At 66.9% G+C, this 22,245-nt stretch carries 18 protein-coding genes and 2 pseudogenes; 10 read left to right on the plus strand and 10 right to left on the minus strand.

Going from position 1 to position 22,245, the window contains the following annotated elements; genetic code table 11:
• Nucleotides 1-212: 212 nt before the first annotated feature.
• Together AB1207_RS22315 and AB1207_RS22320 are read right to left on the minus strand one after the other, a co-directional pair.
• Nucleotides 213-1,853, minus strand: a complete 1,641-nt coding sequence (locus AB1207_RS22315) for a methyl-accepting chemotaxis protein (protein WP_367640854.1) — start codon at nt 1,851-1,853, stop codon at nt 213-215.
• 1,300 nt (nt 1,854-3,153) lie between these two features.
• A complete protein-coding gene (locus tag AB1207_RS22320; protein WP_367640855.1) occupies nt 3,154-4,173 on the minus strand; it encodes a LacI family DNA-binding transcriptional regulator in 1,020 nt (339 codons plus the stop codon).
• Nucleotides 4,174-4,356: 183 nt separating this feature from the next.
• Here AB1207_RS22320 and AB1207_RS22325 point away from each other — a divergent pair, with 183 nt between their 5' ends.
• From AB1207_RS22325 to AB1207_RS22345, 5 genes are all read left to right on the plus strand, one after another.
• The gene (locus AB1207_RS22325; protein ID WP_367640856.1) at nt 4,357-5,943 is read left to right on the plus strand and encodes a methyl-accepting chemotaxis protein; all 1,587 of its coding nucleotides are present in this window, start codon (nt 4,357-4,359) and stop codon (nt 5,941-5,943) included.
• Nucleotides 5,944-7,444: 1,501 nt separating this feature from the next.
• The gene (locus AB1207_RS22330) at nt 7,445-9,013 is read left to right on the plus strand and encodes a methyl-accepting chemotaxis protein (RefSeq protein WP_367640857.1); all 1,569 of its coding nucleotides are present in this window, start codon (nt 7,445-7,447) and stop codon (nt 9,011-9,013) included.
• Between the two features lie 213 nt (nt 9,014-9,226).
• Nucleotides 9,227-9,493, plus strand: a complete 267-nt coding sequence (locus tag AB1207_RS22335) for a hypothetical protein (RefSeq protein WP_367640858.1) — start codon at nt 9,227-9,229, stop codon at nt 9,491-9,493.
• A 217-nt stretch (nt 9,494-9,710) separates the two neighbouring features.
• Nucleotides 9,711-9,959 (plus strand): hypothetical protein, encoded by a 249-nt coding sequence (locus AB1207_RS22340; RefSeq protein ID WP_367640859.1) that lies wholly within the window; start codon nt 9,711-9,713, stop codon nt 9,957-9,959.
• 343 nt (nt 9,960-10,302) lie between these two features.
• Nucleotides 10,303-12,705 (plus strand): putative bifunctional diguanylate cyclase/phosphodiesterase, encoded by a 2,403-nt coding sequence (locus AB1207_RS22345; protein WP_367640860.1) that lies wholly within the window; start codon nt 10,303-10,305, stop codon nt 12,703-12,705.
• 263 nt (nt 12,706-12,968) lie between these two features.
• Here AB1207_RS22345 and AB1207_RS22350 read toward each other — a convergent pair whose 3' ends face one another.
• Nucleotides 12,969-13,871: a LysR family transcriptional regulator gene (locus AB1207_RS22350; protein WP_367640861.1), complete on the minus strand. Its 903-nt coding sequence runs from the start codon at nt 13,869-13,871 to the stop codon at nt 12,969-12,971.
• Between the two features lie 47 nt (nt 13,872-13,918).
• Between AB1207_RS22350 and AB1207_RS24530 the strand changes: the two are divergent.
• From AB1207_RS24530 to AB1207_RS22370, 5 genes and pseudogenes are all read left to right on the plus strand, one after another.
• A pseudogene (locus AB1207_RS24530) lies at nt 13,919-14,491 on the plus strand (RraA family protein); the annotation flags it as partial.
• A gap of 123 nt (nt 14,492-14,614) precedes the next feature.
• Nucleotides 14,615-15,340 carry an RraA family protein gene (locus tag AB1207_RS24535; RefSeq protein ID WP_437179006.1) on the plus strand — a complete coding sequence of 242 codons (726 nt, stop codon included), beginning with the start codon at nt 14,615-14,617 and terminating at the stop codon, nt 15,338-15,340.
• The gene (locus tag AB1207_RS22360) at nt 15,337-16,032 is read left to right on the plus strand and encodes an RraA family protein (RefSeq protein WP_367640863.1); all 696 of its coding nucleotides are present in this window, start codon (nt 15,337-15,339) and stop codon (nt 16,030-16,032) included. The genes AB1207_RS24535 and AB1207_RS22360 overlap by 4 nt, the downstream gene beginning before the upstream one ends.
• Nucleotides 16,029-17,318 carry an aminotransferase class I/II-fold pyridoxal phosphate-dependent enzyme gene (locus tag AB1207_RS22365; protein WP_367640865.1) on the plus strand — a complete coding sequence of 430 codons (1,290 nt, stop codon included), beginning with the start codon at nt 16,029-16,031 and terminating at the stop codon, nt 17,316-17,318. The genes AB1207_RS22360 and AB1207_RS22365 overlap by 4 nt, the downstream gene beginning before the upstream one ends.
• A 44-nt stretch (nt 17,319-17,362) precedes the next feature.
• Nucleotides 17,363-18,118, plus strand: a complete 756-nt coding sequence (locus AB1207_RS22370; RefSeq protein ID WP_367640866.1) for an alpha/beta fold hydrolase — start codon at nt 17,363-17,365, stop codon at nt 18,116-18,118.
• A gap of 78 nt (nt 18,119-18,196) precedes the next feature.
• Here the strand turns inward: AB1207_RS22370 and AB1207_RS22375 are convergent, their stop codons facing one another.
• The 7 genes and pseudogenes from AB1207_RS22375 to AB1207_RS22405 form a co-directional block, all read right to left on the minus strand.
• A complete protein-coding gene (locus AB1207_RS22375; protein WP_367640868.1) occupies nt 18,197-18,871 on the minus strand; it encodes an aminotransferase-like domain-containing protein in 675 nt (224 codons plus the stop codon).
• A complete protein-coding gene (locus tag AB1207_RS22380) occupies nt 18,775-19,278 on the minus strand; it encodes an aminotransferase-like domain-containing protein (RefSeq protein ID WP_367640869.1) in 504 nt (167 codons plus the stop codon). Before AB1207_RS22380 ends, AB1207_RS22375 begins: the two co-directional genes overlap by 97 nt.
• 23 nt (nt 19,279-19,301) lie before the next feature.
• Nucleotides 19,302-19,748: a GntR family transcriptional regulator gene (locus AB1207_RS22385; protein ID WP_367640870.1), complete on the minus strand. Its 447-nt coding sequence runs from the start codon at nt 19,746-19,748 to the stop codon at nt 19,302-19,304.
• 18 nt (nt 19,749-19,766) lie between these two features.
• A pseudogene (locus AB1207_RS22390) lies at nt 19,767-20,176 on the minus strand (transposase); the annotation flags it as partial.
• Nucleotides 20,177-20,235: 59 nt separating this feature from the next.
• A complete protein-coding gene (locus AB1207_RS22395) occupies nt 20,236-21,078 on the minus strand; it encodes a nucleotidyl transferase AbiEii/AbiGii toxin family protein (protein WP_367640872.1) in 843 nt (280 codons plus the stop codon).
• Nucleotides 21,075-21,836, minus strand: a complete 762-nt coding sequence (locus AB1207_RS22400; RefSeq protein ID WP_367640873.1) for a type IV toxin-antitoxin system AbiEi family antitoxin domain-containing protein — start codon at nt 21,834-21,836, stop codon at nt 21,075-21,077. Before AB1207_RS22400 ends, AB1207_RS22395 begins: the two co-directional genes overlap by 4 nt.
• A gap of 165 nt (nt 21,837-22,001) precedes the next feature.
• Nucleotides 22,002-22,187: a hypothetical protein gene (locus tag AB1207_RS22405; RefSeq protein ID WP_367640875.1), complete on the minus strand. Its 186-nt coding sequence runs from the start codon at nt 22,185-22,187 to the stop codon at nt 22,002-22,004.
• Nucleotides 22,188-22,245 lie beyond the last annotated feature (58 nt).

Here is a 22,245-nt window from a genome sequence, read left to right on the forward strand (position 1 = left end):
GCTGCGCGATGTGCCTGACCGACCGGATTTGGTGGCTCAGGTGCCGCTCGGGTGCCCACCGCAGTTCCTGGTGGTCGAAGGGGTCCGGCGGACGTGGGGGCGTGAGCTGACCGTCGCGGAGGCGGTGGCTCACGCCGAGCGAGGACGGCCGGCGTACCTGCTCACATTCGGCATGTGCGTTCAGCTCCCGTCGGGTAAACACCCGAACGACCTCACAAGGTGAAAGTCGCCACCGCCCGCTCAAGGGACTGCGCGACAGCGCCCACCTGGCCCGCCACCTGCTGGGCGTCCACCGCTGCGCGCGTGGTCCCCTCCGCGGTGGTTGCGACCTCAGCAACCGTGCCTGCAATCTCATCGCTGGCCAGGGCGACCGAAGTCACGTTGCGCACCATCTCTGCGGTGGTAGCCGCTTGCTCCTCCACGGCGGCTGCGATCGTGGCCTGCAGCACGTCCACACGACTGATGACTTCCCCGATCCCGCGCAGCGCGGCCCCGGCGGCCTCGGCATCCACTTGGGTGGCGCCGACCTTGGCGGTGATTTCCTCGGTGGCTCGGGCGGTCTGAAGCGCCAGGTCCTTGACCTCACCGGCCACGACGGCGAAACCCTTGCCCAGCTCACCGGCACGTGCGGCCTCGATGGTGGCGTTCAGGGCCAACAGGTTGGTCTGCTCGGCGATAGAAGTAATCATCTTGACCACCTCGCCGATCTCGCGGGAGGAGGCCCCCAGACGAGAGATCGTCACCTCGGCTTCGCCTGCGGCGCGTACGGCGTCATCGGCGACTTGCGAGGCGGAGGCCGTAGACTCCGAGATCGATTGAATGGCAGCAGTCATCTCCTCCCCGGCTGCAGCCACCGTGGCGATGTCGTTGTTCATCCTGTCGGTCGTACCAGCGACTTCCACGGTCGCCGCCGAGGTCCTCGCGGCCTCCTTCGTCAGGTGAGCGGCGGACAAGTGCAGCCCGGTGACCGACCCGGTGAGGCTGCGTGCGTCCTCGGTCAGGTCCCGCACGAGGGTGGAGAAGGTGTCCAGGGACTCGTTGGTCGCCCGCGCCAGCACTCCAATCTCGTCCAGTCGCCCAACCTCGGCGCGCTGGTCCAGACGGCCCTCGGCAAGACCGCGGACCACGGTCACGACCCTGCTCAGGCGCCTGGTGATCGACCGCGTGACCAGGGGGGCTGTGACCGCGGCCAGCAACACGGCCACCAGCGTGGTGATCAGCAGGATCAGCTGCAGTCTCTTCTCAGCGGTCTCTGAGGCCGCTTGACCAGCTCGACTGCGCTGATCCAGGCTGTCCGTCAGCTGCTTCGTGGTCTTGTTCAGCTGCGCCCAGCTGGTGTCCAGAGGCCCGTTCAGCACCTCGTAGGCCTGCCGGAAGGCTTCTGGAGTTCCTTGCCGGGTCAAGGCCACCAGCTGGTCGGTCTGCTGGAAGTACTGGTCCCATTGCTGGCGTACCTGCAACAGCAGCTGGCCCTCAGCAGTGGTGAGGACCGAGGTGTTGAAGCTGTCTAGGACGGCGCTGCCTTCGCGCCCAGACTGCGCCAGCCCGTCGATGCTGTCGGTGTCTACGTCCAGTGACTCCACCCCGTCCATGACCGCCTGGGAGAATACGTAGGCCTGCCACCCGGAGGCGTCGGTGTTGAAGTACTCGACCTGGTGCGCGTTGCGGACCTGCTGGCTGATGTCCCTCTGGGTGGCTGCGCGGTCGCTGAGGTCGTGCAGAGCCCACAGTCCCGTCCCGCCGCAGATGATCGTGCAGGCTGTCAGGGCGCCGAAGGCCGCGCGCAGGCGGGAGGCTACAGAGTTCATCACAGTGAGGTCATCGGTGGCGCCGGCGACACCCTCAAGACTCAAGACCCACGAATCTGGTAGTGGGGTCGATCTCCCGCTCAGGGGCGCGATGTCGGTACCAGGGGCTTGCAGGGGTTGAGAGCGCCGAGCGGCTCAACGAGGGTGGACTGGATGTAGCGGCCCGCCTCAGTGATGAGCAGCACATGGTGAGCGACGTGGCTGGTTCGCCCGCCGGTCCGCGGCCCGACGTGGGGTTCAGGCCGCCGGACCCTGGCCGACTCAGGCGCTGAGGATCAGTGGAGGTGGGCCATGAGCGTGCAGGCGAGACCGAGGCATGGTCCACTTCGATCCACTGTGCCGCAATGGGAATGCTGGAGGTGGTAGGTGAAGAGAAAGTCTGACGACGGGGCCTCAGCCCGGTGCGAGCGCCATGGGATGAACGCGTACTCCGCGCCCACCGTGTGATGACCACGAGATTCGTGCGGATGCGGAGAGTGTTGACGCTACGACCATGGTCTGAGGTCGCGCTTGGGATGTACTACCCCAGCCTGACGCGCTGCCGGTGGGCACACTGGAGACTAGACCCATGACTCACACTCCTTGTCCCACCTGTGGCCTCGTTCCCGCCACTCAGGCAGAGACGGCACCTGACATTACTGTGGTGCAGTGGTTCAAGAGCGCTCCGGCCTGGTCGGGGCAGATGTCTACCGACGAGGTGTATGGGCAGTACTTGCGGGACAGCAACGAAGCTCCGGTCTCTCGTCGTCGGTTCGTCTCCGACCTTGCGTTCCTGGGGATAGAGGAGGTGCTGGACGACGAGGTCTACATGCTAGATCGGCGATGAGGGGAGCCCTGAGGCGCACTGCGGTAGGCAATGCTTACGGACTAGCTAACCGCACCGAGTAGGCACGTTGGTGACAGACGAGGCGGCAACCGGAGCGGCTCTTGTGCGCGGGGCCGACGACAGCTTCGGCAGGTTGCACAGCCGGTTGATGTAGTTGCGTCCGAGGGCGACGGCTCTCCGATTGGCGAGCTCATCGGCCATGAAGCGGTAGGCGACCTCGAGGTCCTGCCGCTGTCGTCGTGGGGGATGTCGCAGGCGGCGTTGATTAAGGTGGGCGTCGTCATAGTCCCGATCGGTGACCGGGTTGGCGTGCCATTTGGAGGAGGCCTGCGCCCGGAGGCGTGTCTTCATCGGTGACGAGGCGCTAACCTACGTCGATGACCACCCCTAGAACGGTACGGCACCGGCAAGGGTGAAACCGAGGCCATCAACCCGATCGCTCAGATACGCCTGGGTTCCGTAATTAGTTGAGCCGGCAGTCTAGAGTCACCGATCAATACGGCTGCTCTGAGGGGAGAGTCAGGTGCTTTCTCGACGAACAAGAGAAAAGTTCGCTACGAAGACTTCTGGGGCGCCGTCAAGGGTCCCAAGGATGCGGCCAATCAACCGCTGGACCGCTGTCTGAGCGATAACGCCGACACCGGAGTCGATAGTCGTCAGCGGTGGGCTTGTATAGGCGGTCGCTGTGACGTTGTCGAAACCGACGACCGCTACCTGGTGCGGGACCTGGATGCCTCGTTGCCTCAGGGCGTGCAGGACTCCAAAGGCTAGCGAGTCATTAAAACAGAAAATTGCATCAAAGTCCACCCCATGGTCGACAAGAGCGTCTACCGCCTTGACGCCATGCGCCTCATTCCACGCGACTGCGGGGGCGATGAGTCCCGGGTCCACGTCGATGCCTGCATCTCGCAGAGCTTGCCGGTAACCATCGAGGCGAAGTGTGGCTGCAGTTGTGGTGGTATCCGCCGGATTCGGGCCCACGGCAGCGATGCGTCGGCGACCCATGCTCAATAGATGGTCGGTGGCGGCCTGTGCGGCTTTGACGTTGCTCATCGTCACGTGATCAACGGGTCCGTCGAAGATGCGCTCCCCAAGGAGCACCATAGGCAGGTCAGTCACGAGTAGATTCCGATCCCGCGAATCTAGGGCGTGAGGAAGCAGGATCAGCCCATCACTGAAGTTGCGGCCAGCTCCCGAAACCAGACTCAGCTCGCGCTCTCGCAGCGTGCTGGTTTGTTGCACGGTGACCGACCAGCCCAATCGGTCGGCTTCGTTCAGGACCGCGTTAGCCAGCTCAGCGAAGTAGTCGATGGTCAGGTCCGGCAGAGCTAACGTGAGAAAGCCCGTGCGACCAGTCCGCAAACTACGTGCGGATGGGTTCATCTGGTAGCCCAGCGTCTGTACCGCCTGCAGGACGGCGTCGCGGGTCCCCGGACGCACCGGAACCTTGCCGCTGAGGACGTTGGACACGGTCCGGTCAGTGACGCCTGCCAGAGCCCCGACGTCAGCCATGGTGGGCTGACGCCGCTTGACTGCCACGGGAGGACTGTAGCTGCTCCTCGCTGCGCGCCAACGACTCACGTCCTGGGCAAAATTTCGTCGTCGAAACGCTTCAGGTGCCGTCTGTTTCGACGATGAAGTGGAGGTCAGGCCTAGACGTGCGCCCTCTCGCTCCAACGCCTGGCTGTGCTCGCCCGCCGCCCCCGGATGTCAGGAGCCACGATGACGAACCGACTGCGCAACCTGAAGGTTGCCCACAAGCTGACCGCAGGCTTCGGTCTCGTCTGCTTGCTGCTCGTCACCATCACCGCCGTCGGAGCAGTGCGCTTGGGGCAGGCGCAGGTGAAGATGGACCGGCTCGCGTCCTCGGACATGGCTTCGGTCCTGGCTATCGGGCAAGTGAAGGCCTCCTTCATCACCATTCGACTAGGCATCGCCAACGTCGCCCTCGTCCCCGATGAGGCCGGAACAGTGGAGATGCTCGAGAAGTTGGACCAAGATCAGAAAGCCCTTGATGCGGCGTGGGCTGAATACCTCGACAGTTCCCCCAGATCCACCGGGGCTCAGCAGCAACAGGCCAGCCTGGCTATCAAGACCTTCCGCGATGCGGCCGACAAGCTCATCGTCTTTGCCAAGAATAAAGACTTTGCCGGATACATTGCCGAGCGTAGTGCCACGGTCGTTCCCGCTGGGAACGCTACGATTTCCACGTTGGATACGCTGAGCGGCGCCGAAACCTCGGCAGCTAATGAGACCGCGGAACAGAGTCGCACAGCGTACCGCCAAGCGTTGACATTGTTGATCTCCATCGCCGCAGCTGCTGTAGCCATCGCCGTCGTCGTGGCGGTCGTGGTGGCACGCTCCATCACGCTCCCGTTGAGCCGCGCAGTGAACGTCATCGAGGATATGGCGGCAGGGAACTTGAACCGCCGTGTGGGATATGCCGCAAAAGATGAGGTAGGACGCCTGGCCGAGGCCACCGACGCGTCCCTGGACTCGATGTCCGCAGCAATGCAGGAGATCAACCAGAATGCCGCTGATCTGGCTTCTTCTTCCGAGGAGATGACTGCTGTTGCAGCCCAACTCGCCGACGGTGCAGCCGACTCTGCGTCGCGGTCCCAGCTTGCTTCCGCCGCGACCGAGCAGATATCGTCCTCGATCGGAACAGTCGCAGCCGCCGGTGAAGAGATGACTTCGGCTATCGCTGAGATCGCAGCAGCTACCGGGCAGGCCTCCAATGCCGCGACTGAAGCGGTCACCGCCGCCCAAGGCGCCGGCGCTACCATCGAACGTCTCTCAACTTCGAGCCGTGAGATCGGTGACGTCATCAAACTCATCACCACCATCGCCGAGCAAACAAACCTCCTGGCGTTGAACGCCACGATCGAGGCAGCCCGTGCTGGGGAAATGGGGAAGGGTTTCGCCGTCGTCGCCGGTGAAGTCAAGGAGTTGGCCCAGCAGACCGCTCGCGCCACCGAGGACATCACGGCAAAGGTCGCCGCCACACAGACTGACGCTACTGCTGCAGCCGCAGCCATCGAGCAGATCTCCGATGTCATCACCCGGGTCGATGCTCTGCAAGCCACCATCGCTGCTGCCGTGGAAGAGCAGTCGGCGACCACTGCCGAGATGGTCCGCAACGTCACCGAGGTCGCCACCGGCAGTCAAGAGGTCGCCACCAATATTACTTCCATAGCCGCCGCAGCTGATCAAAGCAGAACTAGCGCCGGACACACCGCTACTACGGCATCCGACGTAGCAGCGGCCGCAGCCCGCCTCAAGAGTCTCACCGCCCGGTTCACCTTGTGAACATCCCCCGCCGCCGCCGTGGAGCTATCACCCCCAAGACGTCTTCTTGCTGCGATATGAAGCCTGGCACCGTCGGAGCAGAGCAGCACAAGCAGCCGTCTGTCCAGGATCAGTCCAACCGAAGCCAGTCTGTGAACTCTGCTGTCGCCCCCAACGAATTCCGACGCATCGGCGAACTCATCGAGGAGCTGGCGAGGACCACGAACGCGGCAACTATTGCCGCATCAAGGATCACCCGGTCCCTAGCCGGCCATAACTCGCCAGAGCGTCAAGACGTGGACGTACTGGACAGCTGGCTCGCCACCGCCATGACCCTGGCCAGCCTCACCTGCAGCTGGGATCATCCTCAAATGAAGGCCTGCGGCGCGCGTTTAGACCACCTTGCTAGCGAGCTGAAGGCGGCGTACCAACACTGCTAGGAAGTGTCGAGGCCGAGGTTTCACGGACCGACAAGCAACTCTACCAAGAGCAGGAGGGTTTCCGGGGGCAGCCCCCGGCAGGTACCCCGACGAACTGTGTGAGCGGGTGACACGGGGACGGTTGCCGATGCTCATCGTGACGCAACGCTCCGCACCGGGTCGCTGAGGCGGCCGCAGGCCGGTTCGATATCGACTCCCGAGACGCAGTGCAACTAGGTCGACCAAGCCGAGATCGATGCTGTCGACCGGCCCGGCACGGGACTAACGAAGGGGCCCCGGCTGATCGAGCTGGAGAAGGAGGTTCGGGAGCTGCGACGGGCGAAGGCGGTCCTGGGGTCGGCGTTGGTCTGGTGTGTCAAGGCCCCGGGATTCATAGCGAGTGTCAAGTAGCTATCAAGCCACTGTGACCCCCCGGACTCTTCGCGACCGTGGGCGAAGCCCGTCTTCGAACTCGACAGGCGGTACACGCCGAGTTCGCCAAGCAGCCGGCGGGTGTTGTACCCGTCGTCGTCGTCGGCTACGGACCGCTTGATCCTGCCCAGGACCCGCGAGGGACGGTCGCGACAGGATGGACACGGGTTGCGGAGGAACATGGCCTTGACCGAGAGTTGGACGTTTCGGTCGTCGCGTTATCGTAGGAGCCGCCGGTGGATCCGACCGCTCCCCGCCGCAAAGAGGCCGAAGCCCGGCGTGAGATATGGTTTGAACTGCGCAGTAGGCGGTTCTCTCGCTCCGACTCGTCAAGACGGGGCCGCTTCGTTTGTCTCCTGCCGGGCCGGTCGACGGCATCGATCTCGGCTTGGTCGACCTAGTTGCACTGCGTCTCGGGAGTTGATATCGAACCGGCCTGCGGCCGCCTCAGCGACCCGGTGCGGAGCGTTGCATCACGATGAGCATCGACAGCCCTCCCCGGATCACCCGCTCACACAGTTTGTCGGGGTACCTCCCGGAGGCAGCCCCGGAAACCATCCTGCTCTTAGGAGGTCGGCTGGAGATCATCATCAAACCCGGGCCCTGACACAGTATGTGCCTCAGGTTTGGGCGGTATCAGCCGATATCTGATCATGCGCGTTCTGCGAAACATGAAGGTCTCGGCGAAACTGTTCGCCGCGTTCGGTGTCGTCAGCTTTCTACTGGCCGCCGCCATCGGCTTCGGAGCCCACGAACTGCACGTCGTGCAAGATCGGCTCAACGTTGTCTCCGGCTCCGGCATCGCCTCCACCCGCACCATTGGGAAGGTTGAATCGGCCTACCTGCAGGTCCGGTTGGACGTGGCGAATATCGCCTTGGCCAGTGCCGACGCCGCCACCGTGGCGACCGCGCAGCAGACCCTCACCAGTGACGACACCGCCTTGGACGCGGCGTGGACTGCCTACCTGGCCGCATCCCCTGCCTCTTCGGCCGCTCAGCAGCAAGGCTACATGACACTGTTGTCCCAGTACCGCACTGCCCGGGCCAACAGCGTCACGATCGCCTTGACCGGAGACCTGGCCGCGTTCAACGCTCAGCGCGAAACGGAGGTCCGGCCAATCTCCAGGCAGCTGTCCGCTGCAGTGGAAACCCTCGCCGGCGCAGAAACCAACCACGCCGCGGCTCTGGCGGCCAAGAGCACGCGGGAGTACCACCGTGCCCTGGCGGGTCTCCTCGGCGCCGGGTTCGTCGCGATTGCGCTGGCCATCACTTTGGCCGTGTTGATCTCCCGTTCCATCGCCCGCCCCCTGGCGCAGACCGTGACCGTCGTGGAGGGCCTGGCGCACGGCCGGCTTGACCAACGCGTGGACTACGTCAGTCGCGACGAGGTCGGTCGGCTCGCGGCGGCCACGAACACCTCGATGGAGAACCTTGCTGCCTTGATGCGGGAGGTCACCGCCACCTCCGCCACCCTCGCCGCATCCTCCCAGCAGCTGACCGGCGTTGCCGGGCAACTTTCAGCCGGTGCCTCGGACTCCGCGGCACAGTCGCAGGTCGTGTCCGCAGCCACAGAGGAGATCAGTGCCAATATCGGCACTGTTGCTGCGGCGGGGGAGGAGATGACTGCAGCTATCCGCGAGATCGCCGCCGCCACGGCCGAGGCGTCCTCCACGGCCAGCACTGCCGTCATGTCCGCCGGTGAAGCTAGCGCCATCATCAACCGCCTGGGCTCTTCCAGTCGGGAGATCGGCGATGTAGTCAAGTTGATTACCTCCATCGCTGAGCAGACCAACCTGCTGGCCTTGAACGCCACCATCGAAGCTGCCCGCGCGGGCGAAGCCGGTAAGGGTTTCGCCGTCGTTGCCGGGGAGGTGAAGGAGCTGGCACAGCAGACAGCTCGGGCCACCGAGCAGATTGTCTCTCGCGTTGGGGCGACGCAAGACGATGCGCAGGCCGCGACGGCGGCGGTCGAAGGGATCGCCGAAATCATTGCCCGCATCGATGGACTGCAGACCACGATCGCGGCCGCGGTGGAGGAGCAGTCGGCGACCACCTCGGAGATGGTCCGCAACGTCACCGAGGTCTCCACCGGCTCGCAGGACATCAGTACGAACATTTCGGGGATTGCCGCGGCAACCGAACAGACGACCGACGCGGCCGCGCAGACCGCACAGGCTGCGCAGGAGGTCTCACGGTCCGCCACCGATCTGCAGCAGCTGGTCTCCCGGTTCACGCTCTGAACAACGGCGGCGGCTGCCGGGGGTACCGGCAACGACAGTAGGGGGCCTTAGATGGGATTGACTCGTCTCGAGGGAGTCCACAGGAGTGGGGTACGGCGATCCGGTGGCTGAGGGCGTGTCCACTGACGTGTGAGGCGGCCACCGCGTGATGCTCCGAACTGAGTTCTCGTCCAAGATCGAGGATGGACAACGCGATGACCGCCAACCCCCAAGATGGACCCCGCCCACTTCCTGGACCAGCAGCTCGCCCAAGCCCGCCCAGACCGGCTGCTCCAGCTGATGTCAACGGTCATCGACACCCTCATGTCCGCTGACGACGACGCCGTCTGCGGAGCCACCAACGGGCGCCTCGTCGTCAGACCGGGTCAACTCCTGCAACGGCTCCCGACAGCGCGCCCGCTCGTCGAGTTCGACACTCGCGTCGGCACCATCGACGCCGCGATTGCCAAGCTGTGTTCCGGGTCCTACTTCCCCAACTGACTCCTTCAGCGTCGTTGCCGGGCCGGGAGAGCGCTGACCATGTCGTCGCCGCTGCCTACCTCCTCGGGGTCTCTACCCGCGGTATGGAGAAGCTGCTCAGGTCGCTGCGTCGCTGGGTATCACGAGGTTTCTTGAAGTCGCAGGTCTGTAAGGTGGCTAACGACCTCGATGCCCAGGTCGAGACCTTGCGCGCCCATCGTCCGGCGCCGGGCAGTACATGTTCGTCGCTGCTGACGCCCTGGTTCTGAGAGTTCTCGAGGGGCGGCCGGGTCGCCAACGTTTCGCTGGTGTCCTCGCGATGCATGCCGTCGGTGTCAGTGCCGACGGTCACCGGGAGATGATGGGCCTGCAGACCTCCTCCGCGGAGGACGACGCCCCTCACTGCGGTGCCCGGCGTCGCGGACGGGGTTCCGAGACCGTCGGGGAGATGAGCTCTGACCTCACGCTGCAGACCTTGACGGCCTGATCGCATGGAGTCTTACGCGGTGACCGTCGTACACCACCGCAGTGGACCTGACCGAGAACCGGCCCCGGTCATCGGAGGCCGGCCCGTCTCGGGTGCGTCCGGGGGTTGCCGCTGTCTTGATGACCTGACCCTTGTCAATCGGGGTACTCTGTTCTGGTCTTCGACCCGTTTTTGTCTTCGACGGCATCGAGCGGCCATGGACATGACCGAGCGTGCGTAGGCAGAGACGCGGCCGTACGTGTGATGAATTCGCGTATTGCTTGAGTGCGTAGGCACATGCTGTCGAAACCTCAACGTGCGCTCCCTGTTTCAACCACGTGTTCGTCGAACGTCGACGTCATCGATGACGCGTGCTGCCGTTACGGTTCTTGCCCTTCTCGTGGCTCTGACGTGTGGCGCATGGCATGGCGCGGCCTGGCTGATCTACGTCGCCTGCGTCTTGGCGTTCGCGGTTACCGTCGCCGTCGGCCCGCTGCGCTGGCGACGTGACCGTGCGGTCTGGGTCGGCATCGCTGTCGGGGTTCTGCTGCTGTCGGTTCCCCAGGCTGTGTTGATGATGTCCGGGGACGGGTCTCATGCGGGCAGCCTGCAAGCGTTGGGCGATCGCGCCCAGCTCGCGGTGGCTGGCGTGTGCGGTTACGTCGGGTTGTACGTCGGGCAGATAATGGTTCTGCGTCAGCGAGTGCGGGAGCTGCTGCCCAGCGTCTGGTTCGACGGAGTCCACTCCACGACCGTGCTGGCCGCGCTGTGCGCTGCATGGGTTGTCGCGCCGGTGCGATCGGCCACCGGATTGGGCACCTTGGGGACGGTCGCCTTGGTTGGTCGGCCGATGCTGGGTCTGCTGCTGTTCTCAGTGGCGTTGGCGATGTGCTCGATCCTGGGCTGGCGTTCAGAACGCGCTGTGACGTTGATGGCGGTAGCGTTCGGGCTTTTGCTGGTGGGTGACGGGGTGAACGTGCTGTGGATGTGCGGTGTCCTGGTCGGGTCGTGGTGGGGGCTGGCGATCTGGCTGGCCCACCTCGGCGTACTTGGTGCTCTTGGGGTGGCTGCGCTCGATCGTGGGCGGCGCAGCAGTGGACGGGTGCAGGTGGCGTGGTCCTCAATGGCCTCACCACTGGCAATGCTGCTGTTCAGCGGGTTGCTGCTGGGGGCGGATCGCTTGCACCAGCTGCCCGCACCGACAACGGTCCTGGCCCTGGCGGGACTGGCAGGCGTGGGGGTCAAGGTCTGCATGGTCTTTGGGGAGGTGTTGCGGTTGGGTGACAGCCACGATCAGGCGTTGACCGACGAACTGACGCAGCTGCCGAACCGGCGCGCCTTCAACCTCGCCCTGGCCGCTGAGGCCGGTCCTGGAAGCCGTAGCGCCAAGGTGGCGGTGATGCTTATCGATCTGGACCGCTTCAAGGAGGTCAACGACTCCTACGGTCACGCTTACGGTGACGCGCTGCTGAAGGAAGTCGCGGTGCGGGTCGCTCAACGGCTTCCGGCCGAGGCAGTCCTGGCCCGGTTGGGTGGTGATGAGTTCGCCGTCCTGTTGCCGGGGATGGGGCTGCAAGAGGCGGAGTTCGCGGCCACTGAGGTGTTGCAACAACTGGGCCGGCCCCTGCGGCTAGGGTCGGTTTCGATGAAGATCGGGGCCAGTATCGGCGTCGCCAGCTGGCCGCTGGATGGTTGGTCGGATGATGCAGACCTGTCTGCCTCGACGGGGCATGTTCCTGTGTCGGGGTTTACTTCGCAGGAACGCCGTGGCGGCCTCTGGTCGGCAGAGTCGGCTGACTTGCAGGTCCCCGTGTCCGGGGTCGAGCAGGGGAGCTGGCTGGGCGTCGGCGCTGAGGAGTTGCTGCGTCGTGCTGATGTGGCGATGTATTCGGCGAAACGGGCTGGCGGCGGGGTCGCCCGTTACGACGCGGCCGCTGATGAGCGGGCTCGTGCCGAACAAGTGCTGATGCGCGAACTGGACTTCGGACTGGGGGCGGGGGAGTTGATGAACCACTACCAGCCGCAGGTCGATATCCGCACCGGTCACGTCACGGGGATGGAGGCACTGGTCCGCTGGCAGCACCCGGTCCGTGGATTGCTGGGCCCTGGGGTCTTCCTCGAGCTGGCCGAAGAGAACGGGTTCATGGGCGCCCTGACGATCACTGTGCTGCGCCATGCCACCGCTGATGCCGTGGCCTGGCATCGGGCCGGGTGGCCGGTGAGAATCTCGGTGAACCTGGCCGCCTGCTGCCTGCTGGACCCCGAGCTGCCGTCACTGGTCGAGCAGATCGTGGCGGAGGCTGGTCTGGACCCGGCCCTGCTGGTGTTGGAGATCACCGAGACGACGTTGATGCAGGACCCGGATCGCAGTCGGGAGACCATTAATCGGTTGTTGGATCTGGGGGCGGCGGTCAGCATCGATGACTATGGGACGGGGTATTCTAGTTTAGCTTACCTGCAGGACTTGCCGGCGTCGGAGTTGAAGCTGGACCGGTCGTTCACTCAGCGTCTGAGTAGTGATCCGCGGACGGGGCAGATCATCAAGAGCACCACGGACCTTGCGCACAGCCTGGGGTTGCGGATGCTGGTGGAGGGGGTGGAGGACCCCGCGACGTTGCAGCTGTTGCGTGAGTTGGGGGTGGATGAGTCGCAGGGGTACTACCATGCTAGACCTATGCCTGCGGGGGAAGTTTCGGCGTGGTTGCAGCGGGCCGAGATGGACCGGGCGACTAATTCGACCGCCGCGGCACCAGTCGCAGAGTTGTAAACGCGTCCTGGTGTGCGCGGTAACAGTGTGCCCCCTGGTTCGCTCGCGACCGACACCGGAGCTGCGGTGCTAGCCAGGACGGAGTAGACGACGGAGAACTGGATTTCTTGGCCGCCGGCGATAGGCGGGTTGCGCTCACAAGGTTGTTCCGGCGGTGGTCGCGCCGTTCTCGGCGACGGTAGGGCTCCAACGGATTGGCTCCTGGCATGCTAGAGAATGTGACTCACTGCTGGGTAGTGAGTGAGCCGGCGGCCTGGTCACGCTCACGTCGAAGTGTGAGGAGTTTCGCTGGATCGTGCGCTGCGGATGAACCCGTTGACCAGGGCGTCGGCTCCTCGACGCCAGATGGCGGCGAGATCGATGGTGGCAGAGCCCTGCAGGTGGATGAGGCGTACGACATCGGCGCGCAGGGAGCCTTGATGTGCCGCGCTTTCTGGCACGAGAGCGACTCCGAGGCCGCAGGCGACCATCGCCAGCTGGCTAGTGATGGAGCGGGCGCTGTGGCGTGCCTCGGGTGCGAAGTCGGCGGCGCGGCAGCAGGCGACAACTTGGTCGTGGTAGTCGGGAGAGATCTCCCGGGGCAGCCAGATCCAGGGCAGGGTGGCGGCGGCGGCGAGGTGCTCTGGGTCAGTGAGGCCGGGTGCCCAGGCGGCGGGGACGACGAGGACAAAGTGCTCGCTGCGCAGGGTGGCGCGCACGCACTCGGCCGGGGTCGCCAGCTGCCGCACGACCGCGATGTCGAGTTCGCGACGTCGTACCGCCTGCACGGCGTCGTGGGTGTCGACTTCGCGGACCTGCACATCCACGCTGGGGTATTCAGCGCTGAAGCTGGCCAGCACCTGCGGGAGGGGGTCAAGGAAGGCGGAGGTGACCGCGCCAATGCGCAGGCGCCCGACCTGCCCGCCAGCTGCGGCGCGGGCGGCATCGGTGGCTGCTTGGGAGGTGTGCACCAGCTCTCGACAGCGCTGCAACAGTGCCGCCCCAGCCGGGCTGAGGGTGACCTCCCGGGTGGTGCGATGCAGCAGCCGCACCCCAAGGCGCTGCTCCAGACCCTTGACGGTCTGGGAGAGCGGCGGCTGGGACATGTGTAGGCGAGCTGCGGCGCGACCGAAGTGCAGCTCTTCGGCGACGGCAATGAAGTACCGCGCCTCACGCACCTCGATCACTGATCTGCCGAGCCTCTCACTGCGGGTCTTATTCGGACCTTCACTCTATGGGCCCAAGGCGCTCCACTGAACAGGTGACGACGACACGCAACGATCCGCCGGCTGGGCCTGCGACCACCGGTGCAGCCAAGGATGAGCTGCTGCGACAGCTGGCCTGGCTGGACTCCACCGTCCTCAGCGACGCCCTGGACTTTCTTGGTCTGCCGCCGGGCATCGCTCACCTGACGTCGCGATGGGGCTCCCCTCGCATGGTGGGGGTGGTGCGCACCGTGGAGCTGGAGGCGGACACCGGTGGGGCGCCCGGCCCGCACATCGCCACCCGCGCGATTGCCACCGCCGGGGCCGGTGACGTGCTCGTCGTCGCCAACGGTGGTCGCGAGGACGTCTCCTGCTGGGGTGGACTGCTGTCGCTGGGCAGCATCGCCCGTGGGGTTGTCGGTGTCGTCGCCGATGGGGCTTGCCGCGACGTCGCCGAGGCTGAGGCGCTGGGGTTTCCGGTCTACGCCCGAGCGGTGACCCCGCGCACCGCCCGCGGGCGGCTGCGTGAGCGAGCCTGCGGTGAGCGTGTGCAGATTGCCGGGGTGGCGGTGGACGATGGTGACCTGGTGCTCGCCGACGACAGTGGAGTTGTCTTCGTCCCGCGGGCGTATGCGGCGGAGGTCATCGCCCGCGCCCAGGCCATCGTCGGGCGCGAGGCGGCGATCGCCGCCGACGTGCGCAGGGGGGCGGAGATGGCGCAGGCGATGCACGATGCGCGTCTAGCTGGCCAGCAGTACGAGGTGACTGCCCCACAGGAGGGTCCGCGCCTGCCGGTGCAGGCGCGGCTGTCGCTGGTGCCGACCGCTGCGGTCTCAGACGCGCTGGACCGGCTCGGCTTGCCTGGCTCGCTGCACGGCCTTGGTGGTCTGCGAGAGGGCCAGAGCGCCTGCGGTCCGGCCTTCACCGCCCGCTACGAGCCCGTCGACGATTCCGGCGGCACCGTCGGGGACTTCCTCGACGACGTTCCCGCTGGTGCGGTGGTGGTCATCGACAACGGTGGTTCAACCACCGAGACCGTCTGGGGCGGGATCATGACCCGTATCGCGGCGGCCAACGGGGTCGCCGGCACGGTCATCAACGGTGTCTGTCGCGACACCGCAGCCAGTGCCGCGGTGGGGTACAGCACCTGGAGTGCGGGGCGATTCATGCGCACCGGCAAGGACCGGGTCCGTCTGCATGCGGTGCAGGAGCCGGTGAGCATCAACGGCGTGACGATCCGACCGGGCGATGTGGTCGTCGGTGACGACGACGGCGTCGTCGTCGTACCCGTCGAGCGTGCCGAGGAGGTCGCTGAGCTGGCCGAGCGCATCGAGGCGGTGGAGGCGGCGATTCTCACCGCCGTGGCGGCGGGATCCTCACTGACTCAGGCACGCCGTGAGCACGGCTACCACGCCCTGCAGACCCGCGACAGCAACCAGGTGACCGCATGAGCACCTCAACCAGCGCCATCCCCGAGGCAACGACGACGAGCACGGCGACCAGCGCTGATGCGGCGCGGGGTCACTCCGCGGCAACGCTGTGGGAGGCGGCCGCCACGCAGTGGCGCACCACCGGTGGTGACATCCCGCCGGAGGTCGCGATGGACGCCGGGATCACTGCCGCCTGGCCGGGTGCCCGGGTGGCTGGCCCGGCGTACACGGTGCAAGGCGCAGGTGGAGACAACCTCGCCTTGCACCTGGCCTTGGTCGCCGCACCGGCCGGTTCGGTCCTGGTGGCCGAGCTCGGTGGTGCGGACAACGGGCACTGGGGTGAGGTGATGGCTGTGGCCGCGCAGGCGCATAACCTGCTCGGTCTCGTCATCGACGGGGGCGTCCGAGACCGCGCCGAGCAGGCTGCCTTGGGTTTTCCTGTCTTCTCCCGCGGCGGCAGCGTGCGCGGCACCCGCAAGGACGTCCCCGGTCACCTCGCCGGACCGGTCCGCGTCGGTGGCCTTCTCATCCGCACCGGCGACCTCGTTGTCGCTGACGCCGACGGCGTCGTCGTCCTGCCCGCCGAGCGGGTGGACGCCGTCCTCCATACCGCTGACGAACGCGCCACGAAGGAGCAGGACATCTTCACCCAGCTGAAGGCCGGCGCCACCACCCTGCAGGTGTACGGGCTGAACCCGCGGGGTGCTCTGTGAACGCCACCTACACCGCTGTGGCGGTCTCGACGACGGAAGCGACGGCACCTTCGGACAACGCAATCCTGGCCGTCAATGCCCGCGCCGCTGCCCTGCGGGCACGGGGTGTCGACGTGATCAGCCTGGCGGCCGGGGAGCCGGACACCCCCACCGCGCCGTACATCACCGAAGCCGCCGCGCACGCTGCCCTGCACGGGAACCACCACTACGGTCCCGCCGCCGGTGAACCTGCGCTGCGCACCGCGATCGCCGCCCGCCTTCCCGCTCTTACCCCCGCGTTCACCGCTGGTGACGTTCAGCTCGCTCTGGGCACCAAGCACGCCCTGTCCCTGGCGTTGCAGGCCGTCCTGGCACCGGGTGAGGAGGTCCTGCTCGCCGAGCCCGGCTGGCCCGGCCACGCAGGCGCCGTGCTGGCCACTGGTGGCGTACCCGTCTCCGTGCCCGTCACCGCCGCCACCGGCTTCCTCGCCACCGCAGCGGACTTCGAAGCAGCCCGCTCCGAGCGGACCCGGGCTGTGGTGCTGGCCAGCCCGGCCAACCCCAGCGGCGCGGTGTACAGCGCCGAGCAGCTCACCGCCATCGCACACTGGGCACTCACCCACGGCGTGTGGGTGATCTCCGACGATGTCTACGAGCAGATCATCTACGGCGAGCCCGTCGCGCACGTGCTGGCCCTGGTGCCGCAGTTGCGTGAGCAGTGCCTGATCGTCAGCGGCGTGTCCAAGGCCTATGCGATGACCGGCTGGCGCATCGGGTGGCTCGCCGGGCCCGTGCAGCCGCTCACCGAGGCCCGCCAGCACATCTCCCGCACCATCACCCATGTTCCCAACATCACCCAGGCCGCAGCCCTAGCCGCACTCACTGGCGACCAGACTTCCGTGCGCGAGGCCCTGCAGCAGTACCGGCGCAATCGTGACCTGCTCACCGATGCGCTCAACGACATCGCGGGTGTGGAGTGCCCTGCACCCGCTGGGGGCATGTTCGTCTTCCCCGACGTCACTGCCCTTCTCCAAGACGGCCTCTGGGCCAGCACCGTCGAGCTGGCCGACTGGCTACTGGAGCACGCAGGCGTGGCGGTCGTGCCCGGTGAGGCCTTTCACGCCCCCGGCCACCTGCGGATGTGCTTCGCCATCAGCCCAGCTGCTGCGGCCGCCGCCGCCCGGCGGCTGACCCGCCACCTGCCGCCGGTGAGCAGCCACACCACCCCGGTGGAGGCGGCAGTAGACGCGGCGGTGGCGACGGCAGTGACGGTGGCGAAGGCAGCGTCAGTGGAGGTGTCGCGATGAGCAAGCGCCTAACCCGCATCTCCCTGCCGTTGACCGTCGCCGGGGTGGACGTCGACCTCGCTGCGCTGCACCGGGAGGGCACCGGCACCCCGCTGGTGTTCCTGCACGGCTTCGGTGGCACCGCCCAGGACTACGCCGACATCGTGCGCCACCCCCACCTCAGCGACCGCCCAGTGCTCGCCTACGACGCGCCTGGATGCGGCGTCAGCACCTGCAACGACCTGTCCGCTCTCAGCATCGAGTTCCTGCTGCAGGTCGCCCTCGCTGCCCTCGACGCAGCCGGCATCGACCGGTTCCACCTCATCGGCCACTCCATGGGTGGGCTGACCGGTCTGCTGCTGGCCGAACAGGAACACGCCCGCGTCGCGACGTTCACCGATATCGAGGGCAACCTCGCCCCCGAGGATTGCTTCCTGAGCCGGCAGATCGTCGCCCACCCCGACCAGGGTCCCAAGGACTTCATGGCCGGCTTCGCCGAGCGTGCCGCGCAGTCCGAGGAGCCCGGCAGCGCCCTGTACGCCACCAGCGTGCAGCACAAGGTCCACCCCGATGCGGTCGCGCCGATCTTCAACTCGTTGGTGCGCTTGTCCGACCACGGCGACCTGCTCGCCCGTTTCCTGGCGCTGTCGATGCCCCGCACCTTCGTCTACGGAGCGCACAACCGGCACCTGTCCTACCTGCCCCAGCTCGCGGCTGTCGGCCTCAGCTACGAGATCGGCGACAGCGGCCACTGGCCCATGTACAGCAACCTCCCCGCGCTCCGGACCTGCATCACAGACATGGTGGCTCTCCAGATCTGAGTGGGGACAATTCACCCACCGCCCCTTGTTGGGCTCTTCGGATCTGACTGTGGCGTGACCACGACCGCGGGGTGAGTCTCAGCTGAGCTCGCTGACGGTGGTGGCGATCTGGTCAGCTGCGGACCGCAGTCGTTGTGGGGTGAGTCCTGCGTAGCCGAGGACCAGTCCCGGGTGGCCTGGCCGCACTCGGTGTCGGTTGAGGGGGTCGACCAGGACGCCCTGGCGGCCCAAGCGGTCGGTGAGTTCCACCTCGTCGAGGTCATACCCGTTCAGGTTCAGGACGAGGTGCAGGCCGGCGTCCAGGCCGCTGACGCGGGCGCCGGGCAGGGCCTTTCGCAAGGCTGCGACGAACTCGTCGCGCCGTCCGCGCTGGTGACGGCGGGTCAGGCGCAGGTGCCGTTCGTAGCTGCCGTCGGTGAGCATCTGCGCCAACGCCAGCTGCGGCAGTAGCGGGCTGGCGATGTCGCTGGCGTGCTTGGCTTCCAGCAGTTCGTCGCGCAGCCAGGTCGGTGCCACGATCCAGCCCAGACGCAGCGCGGGGGCCAGGGTCTTGGAGACGCTGCCTGTGTGCAGCACCCGATCCGGGGCCGCAGCATGCACCGAAGCGACAGGGCTGCGGTCGTAGCGGTGTTCGGCGTCGTAGTCGTCCTCCACGATCAACCCGTCGTGCTCGCTGGCCCACTGCAGCAGCTTCTGGCGCCGTGACGCGCTGAGCGCGACTCCGGTCGGGTACTGGTGGGCGGGAGTGAGCACGACCGCCGCGCGTACTGCGTGAGGTCTGCTGCTGGAGTTGGGTGGGTCGCGGTGGGCTGACGTGGGGGCAGGAGCGTGGCGAGCAGGTCGGTGCGCGCGCCGTGCTCGTCGACGGGGACCGGGACGGGGCGAAGGCCCCAGTAGGTGAGTTCGTCGCGGGCGCCGCGGCTGCCGGGGTCCTCGACCCCGATGCCGTCCAGCCCGCGCCGGCGCAGGACGTGAGCGGTCAGGGCCAGGGCTTGGGCAACTCCCGCCACGACGATGACGTCCTCGGGGGTGGTGCTGATGCCGCGGTGCACAGCCAGCCAGGAGACCAGCTGCTGTCGCAGCCCCAGGTCGCCGGCCGGCCCGCCGTAGCGCAGGACGCTGGCGTCGGCGGCGTGCAGGGCATTGCGCTCGGCGCGCAACCAGGGCGCGCGGGGGAAGCGGGTCAGGTCCGGGACGCCGGGGTCAGGTCCAGGATCGTCGGGGTGGTGTGCGCCGACGGCTGTCCTGCGGGCGACCTTGCTGATGACCTTGCTGGTGACCTTGCTGGTGACCCCGTCGGGGTTCGCGGAGCGGCCGTGCGGGATGAGGGGCCAGGTCGTGGATCGTGCGGGTGGGCCGATGGCCGACGGACGCGGGTGCCTGCTCGCGCTCGACCAGAGGTGAGACCTTCCTCGCCGAGGCGTTGATAGGCCTGCACCACCACGCCGCGGGCCCAGCCCAGGTCAGCGGCCAGGACGCGGGTGGCCGGTAGCGGCGCACCGTCAGGGACCTGCCCGGTGGTGATCGCCTCTCGCAGGCGAGCCGCCAGCCACATCGAGCGACCCCGGGCCGGGGCGCTGGCGGGGTCTAGCTGCAGGAAGTCGCTGCCAGATCCACGGGTCTGCTGCATGATCAGGTGACAGCTACGTCACGCGGTCAGGGCAACCGACGAGGTCATGATGGTCTCGTACTCGATAGGGGTCGACCGGCCCAACCCGCTCTGCCGACGGCGCCGGTGGTATATCCGCTCGATCCACGTCACGATCGCGATCCGCACCTCCTCCCGCCTAGGCCAGGACTGCCAGTCCAATACGTTGTTCTGTAGCAGTTCGAAGAAGCTTCCCGTCGTCGCGTTGTCCCCGGCCGCCCCGACGCGCCCCATGGAGCCAACCAGGCCATGACGGCCCAGCGCCCGGACGAATTCCTTGACCGAAATTGCGACCCGCGATCGGAGTGGATCACGCAGCCGGCCACGTCGACGTCCTCAATCTGGCGCCGAGCAATGGCATTGGACAGAGCTTCGACCTCCGGCGCAAGCTTCCAGGTCCGGTCAACGGTGGCCAACCTCAGTGCCCCCCGGCTCTTCATGGGTTTGCCCCTGATTCGGTTTGTGGTGCTCAGCTCAGGTGGGTAGCGAGCCGCTGAAGGTAGGCGTTGGTCCAGGCGGTGGCCTCTTCGAGGGTGGGGTGGACGTCCAGGCCGGTGGCGGCGTCGGTGTAGCGGCTGTCCCACCCGGGTCCGGGGGTGACAGCGGCCGGGAGGGGGTGGTCGCGGCGGAAGGCGAACAGACGTTGCACTGCTTGGGCGACTTCGGGGTCGTCTGCGCCGGGGGCGAGTAGTTGCAGGTCGACGAGGTCGTGGGCGCGTTCACTGCCGGGTGCGGTGCAGGCGTGGATTTTCTGCGCGATCTGCAGGGCCGCTGGGAGCAGGCGGACTGGCCCGGGGGCGGGGAGGCCGAGGTCGGCGAAGAGGGTGGTGACGTCGTCGGCGAGGTGGTGTTCGAGGGGGCCGCCGAGGGCGTTGAGTTCGTCGTAGCCGATCTCCAGGGGCAGGCTGAGGAAGGCCTTGCCGTGGTAGCGCAGCTTGATGGTGAAGGGGCGCATGACGTAGCCGGTGGGCACCCCGGCGGGGATAGGGGACACGCCGGGGATCACGCGACCGGTGAAGTTGCCCCAGCCGGTCTCCAACGCGGTGGCGAGCTCGGTGACGAAGACGTCGACGTCCTCGCGCACGGCGGTGTCCAGATCTCGGCTGTCGCGAGTGAAGGCATCGCCCAAACGCAACTTCATCCCGGCACCACCCTTGATAGCCCCACCGGGCAGAAGCTGGGCGACGACGATCTGGGCGATGGTGACCTGCAGGCGGCTGGTGGTCTGCGCCCGGGTACGGGCGGCGGTGGTGATGCGCCGCTGCAGGACCGAGAGGCTGCCGGGGTCAGCAGGGGAGGGGCGGGTGCTCACAGGGTGACCTCGGTGCTGGTCGCTGTCGGACGTTCGGCCGGAGTTCTGGTCGTGGTTCTGGTCGTGGTTCTGGTCGTGGTCCCGGTCGTGGTTACGCCTGTGGAACCGGCGGTGACGGCGGCGCTGGTCGCAGCAGTTGTACCGGCAAGAACCCCGCCGCTTCTCCTCCGACCCGACTGCTTACCCTCTGCGCCCCGATAACCCTGCTCGTCCTGACCACCCCGATCTGCACCCAGCTCAGCCAGCAGCCGTGCAGCGCTGTCCTGATCAATCAGGCGGCGTTCGCGGGCGTCGTGGACGGCCTGGGTGAGGCGGTCGGTCATGACGTGGTCGCGACAGGCGCGTAGGGCAGCGGGGATGGTCATGGCCGGGACGCCGTCGATGTCCGTGACCTCCTCCGGGCTCAGGTGGCGGCGGATGAGGTGAATGGTGGGGGGCAGGGTGGCGCGGATGCGGTCGGGGGTGGCCACAGTGATACGACGGGGGTTGACCAGGGCGAGGTCGTGCAGGGCCAGGACAGCGTCGTCGGCGATGACGGCGTGCGGGCCGGCGAGGGCGACCGCTTCGGCGTACTCGCTCAGCGGGGTGGGGGGGACCTCGGTCATGCGGTAGATGCCATGGCCGAGGCGTTCAAGGGCGCCGCGGTGGGCGAGCTTGCGCAGCTCTACTGCGGGCACGCCGAGGCGGTCGGCGTCGGGGATGGTGATGACGCCGTGGGTGTCGAAGGCGCGCCAGCGCAGGGTCTGCCGGTAGCTCATGCTGTCGCACCCCCACCCGCGGCTCTCACAAGACAGTTTGATGGCGTAAGCGTACCACTTCCAGTACGTATGAGACGGAAAGGTAGCTACCCTGGGTCACGCCGCGAGCCCGGGTGTACACCGGTGACGCCATCGTGTCCGACTCCGTCGACGAGCCCGGCAACGTCATGGCCGCGGGGTACGGACGATGGTGCACACCCGGTCCTGCAGCAACGCCTGCGAGACGTCACCGCGGACCCTCTCGCTCCTGAGGAACAATGGCAGTGGGCCGACGATCAGAGCCCGCGCGTCCGCGAGGGCCTCGCTCAGCGCGGCGACCTCACCCAGCCCGTCGCCGAACACCTGGCCCATGACCGCTCCGCAGCCGTCCGCCGCGCACTGGCGGCCAACACCGCCTGCCCTGAAGCCG

This window comes from Kineococcus endophyticus (assembly GCF_040796495.1).
GTDB lineage: Bacteria > Actinomycetota > Actinomycetes > Actinomycetales > Kineococcaceae > Kineococcus > Kineococcus endophyticus.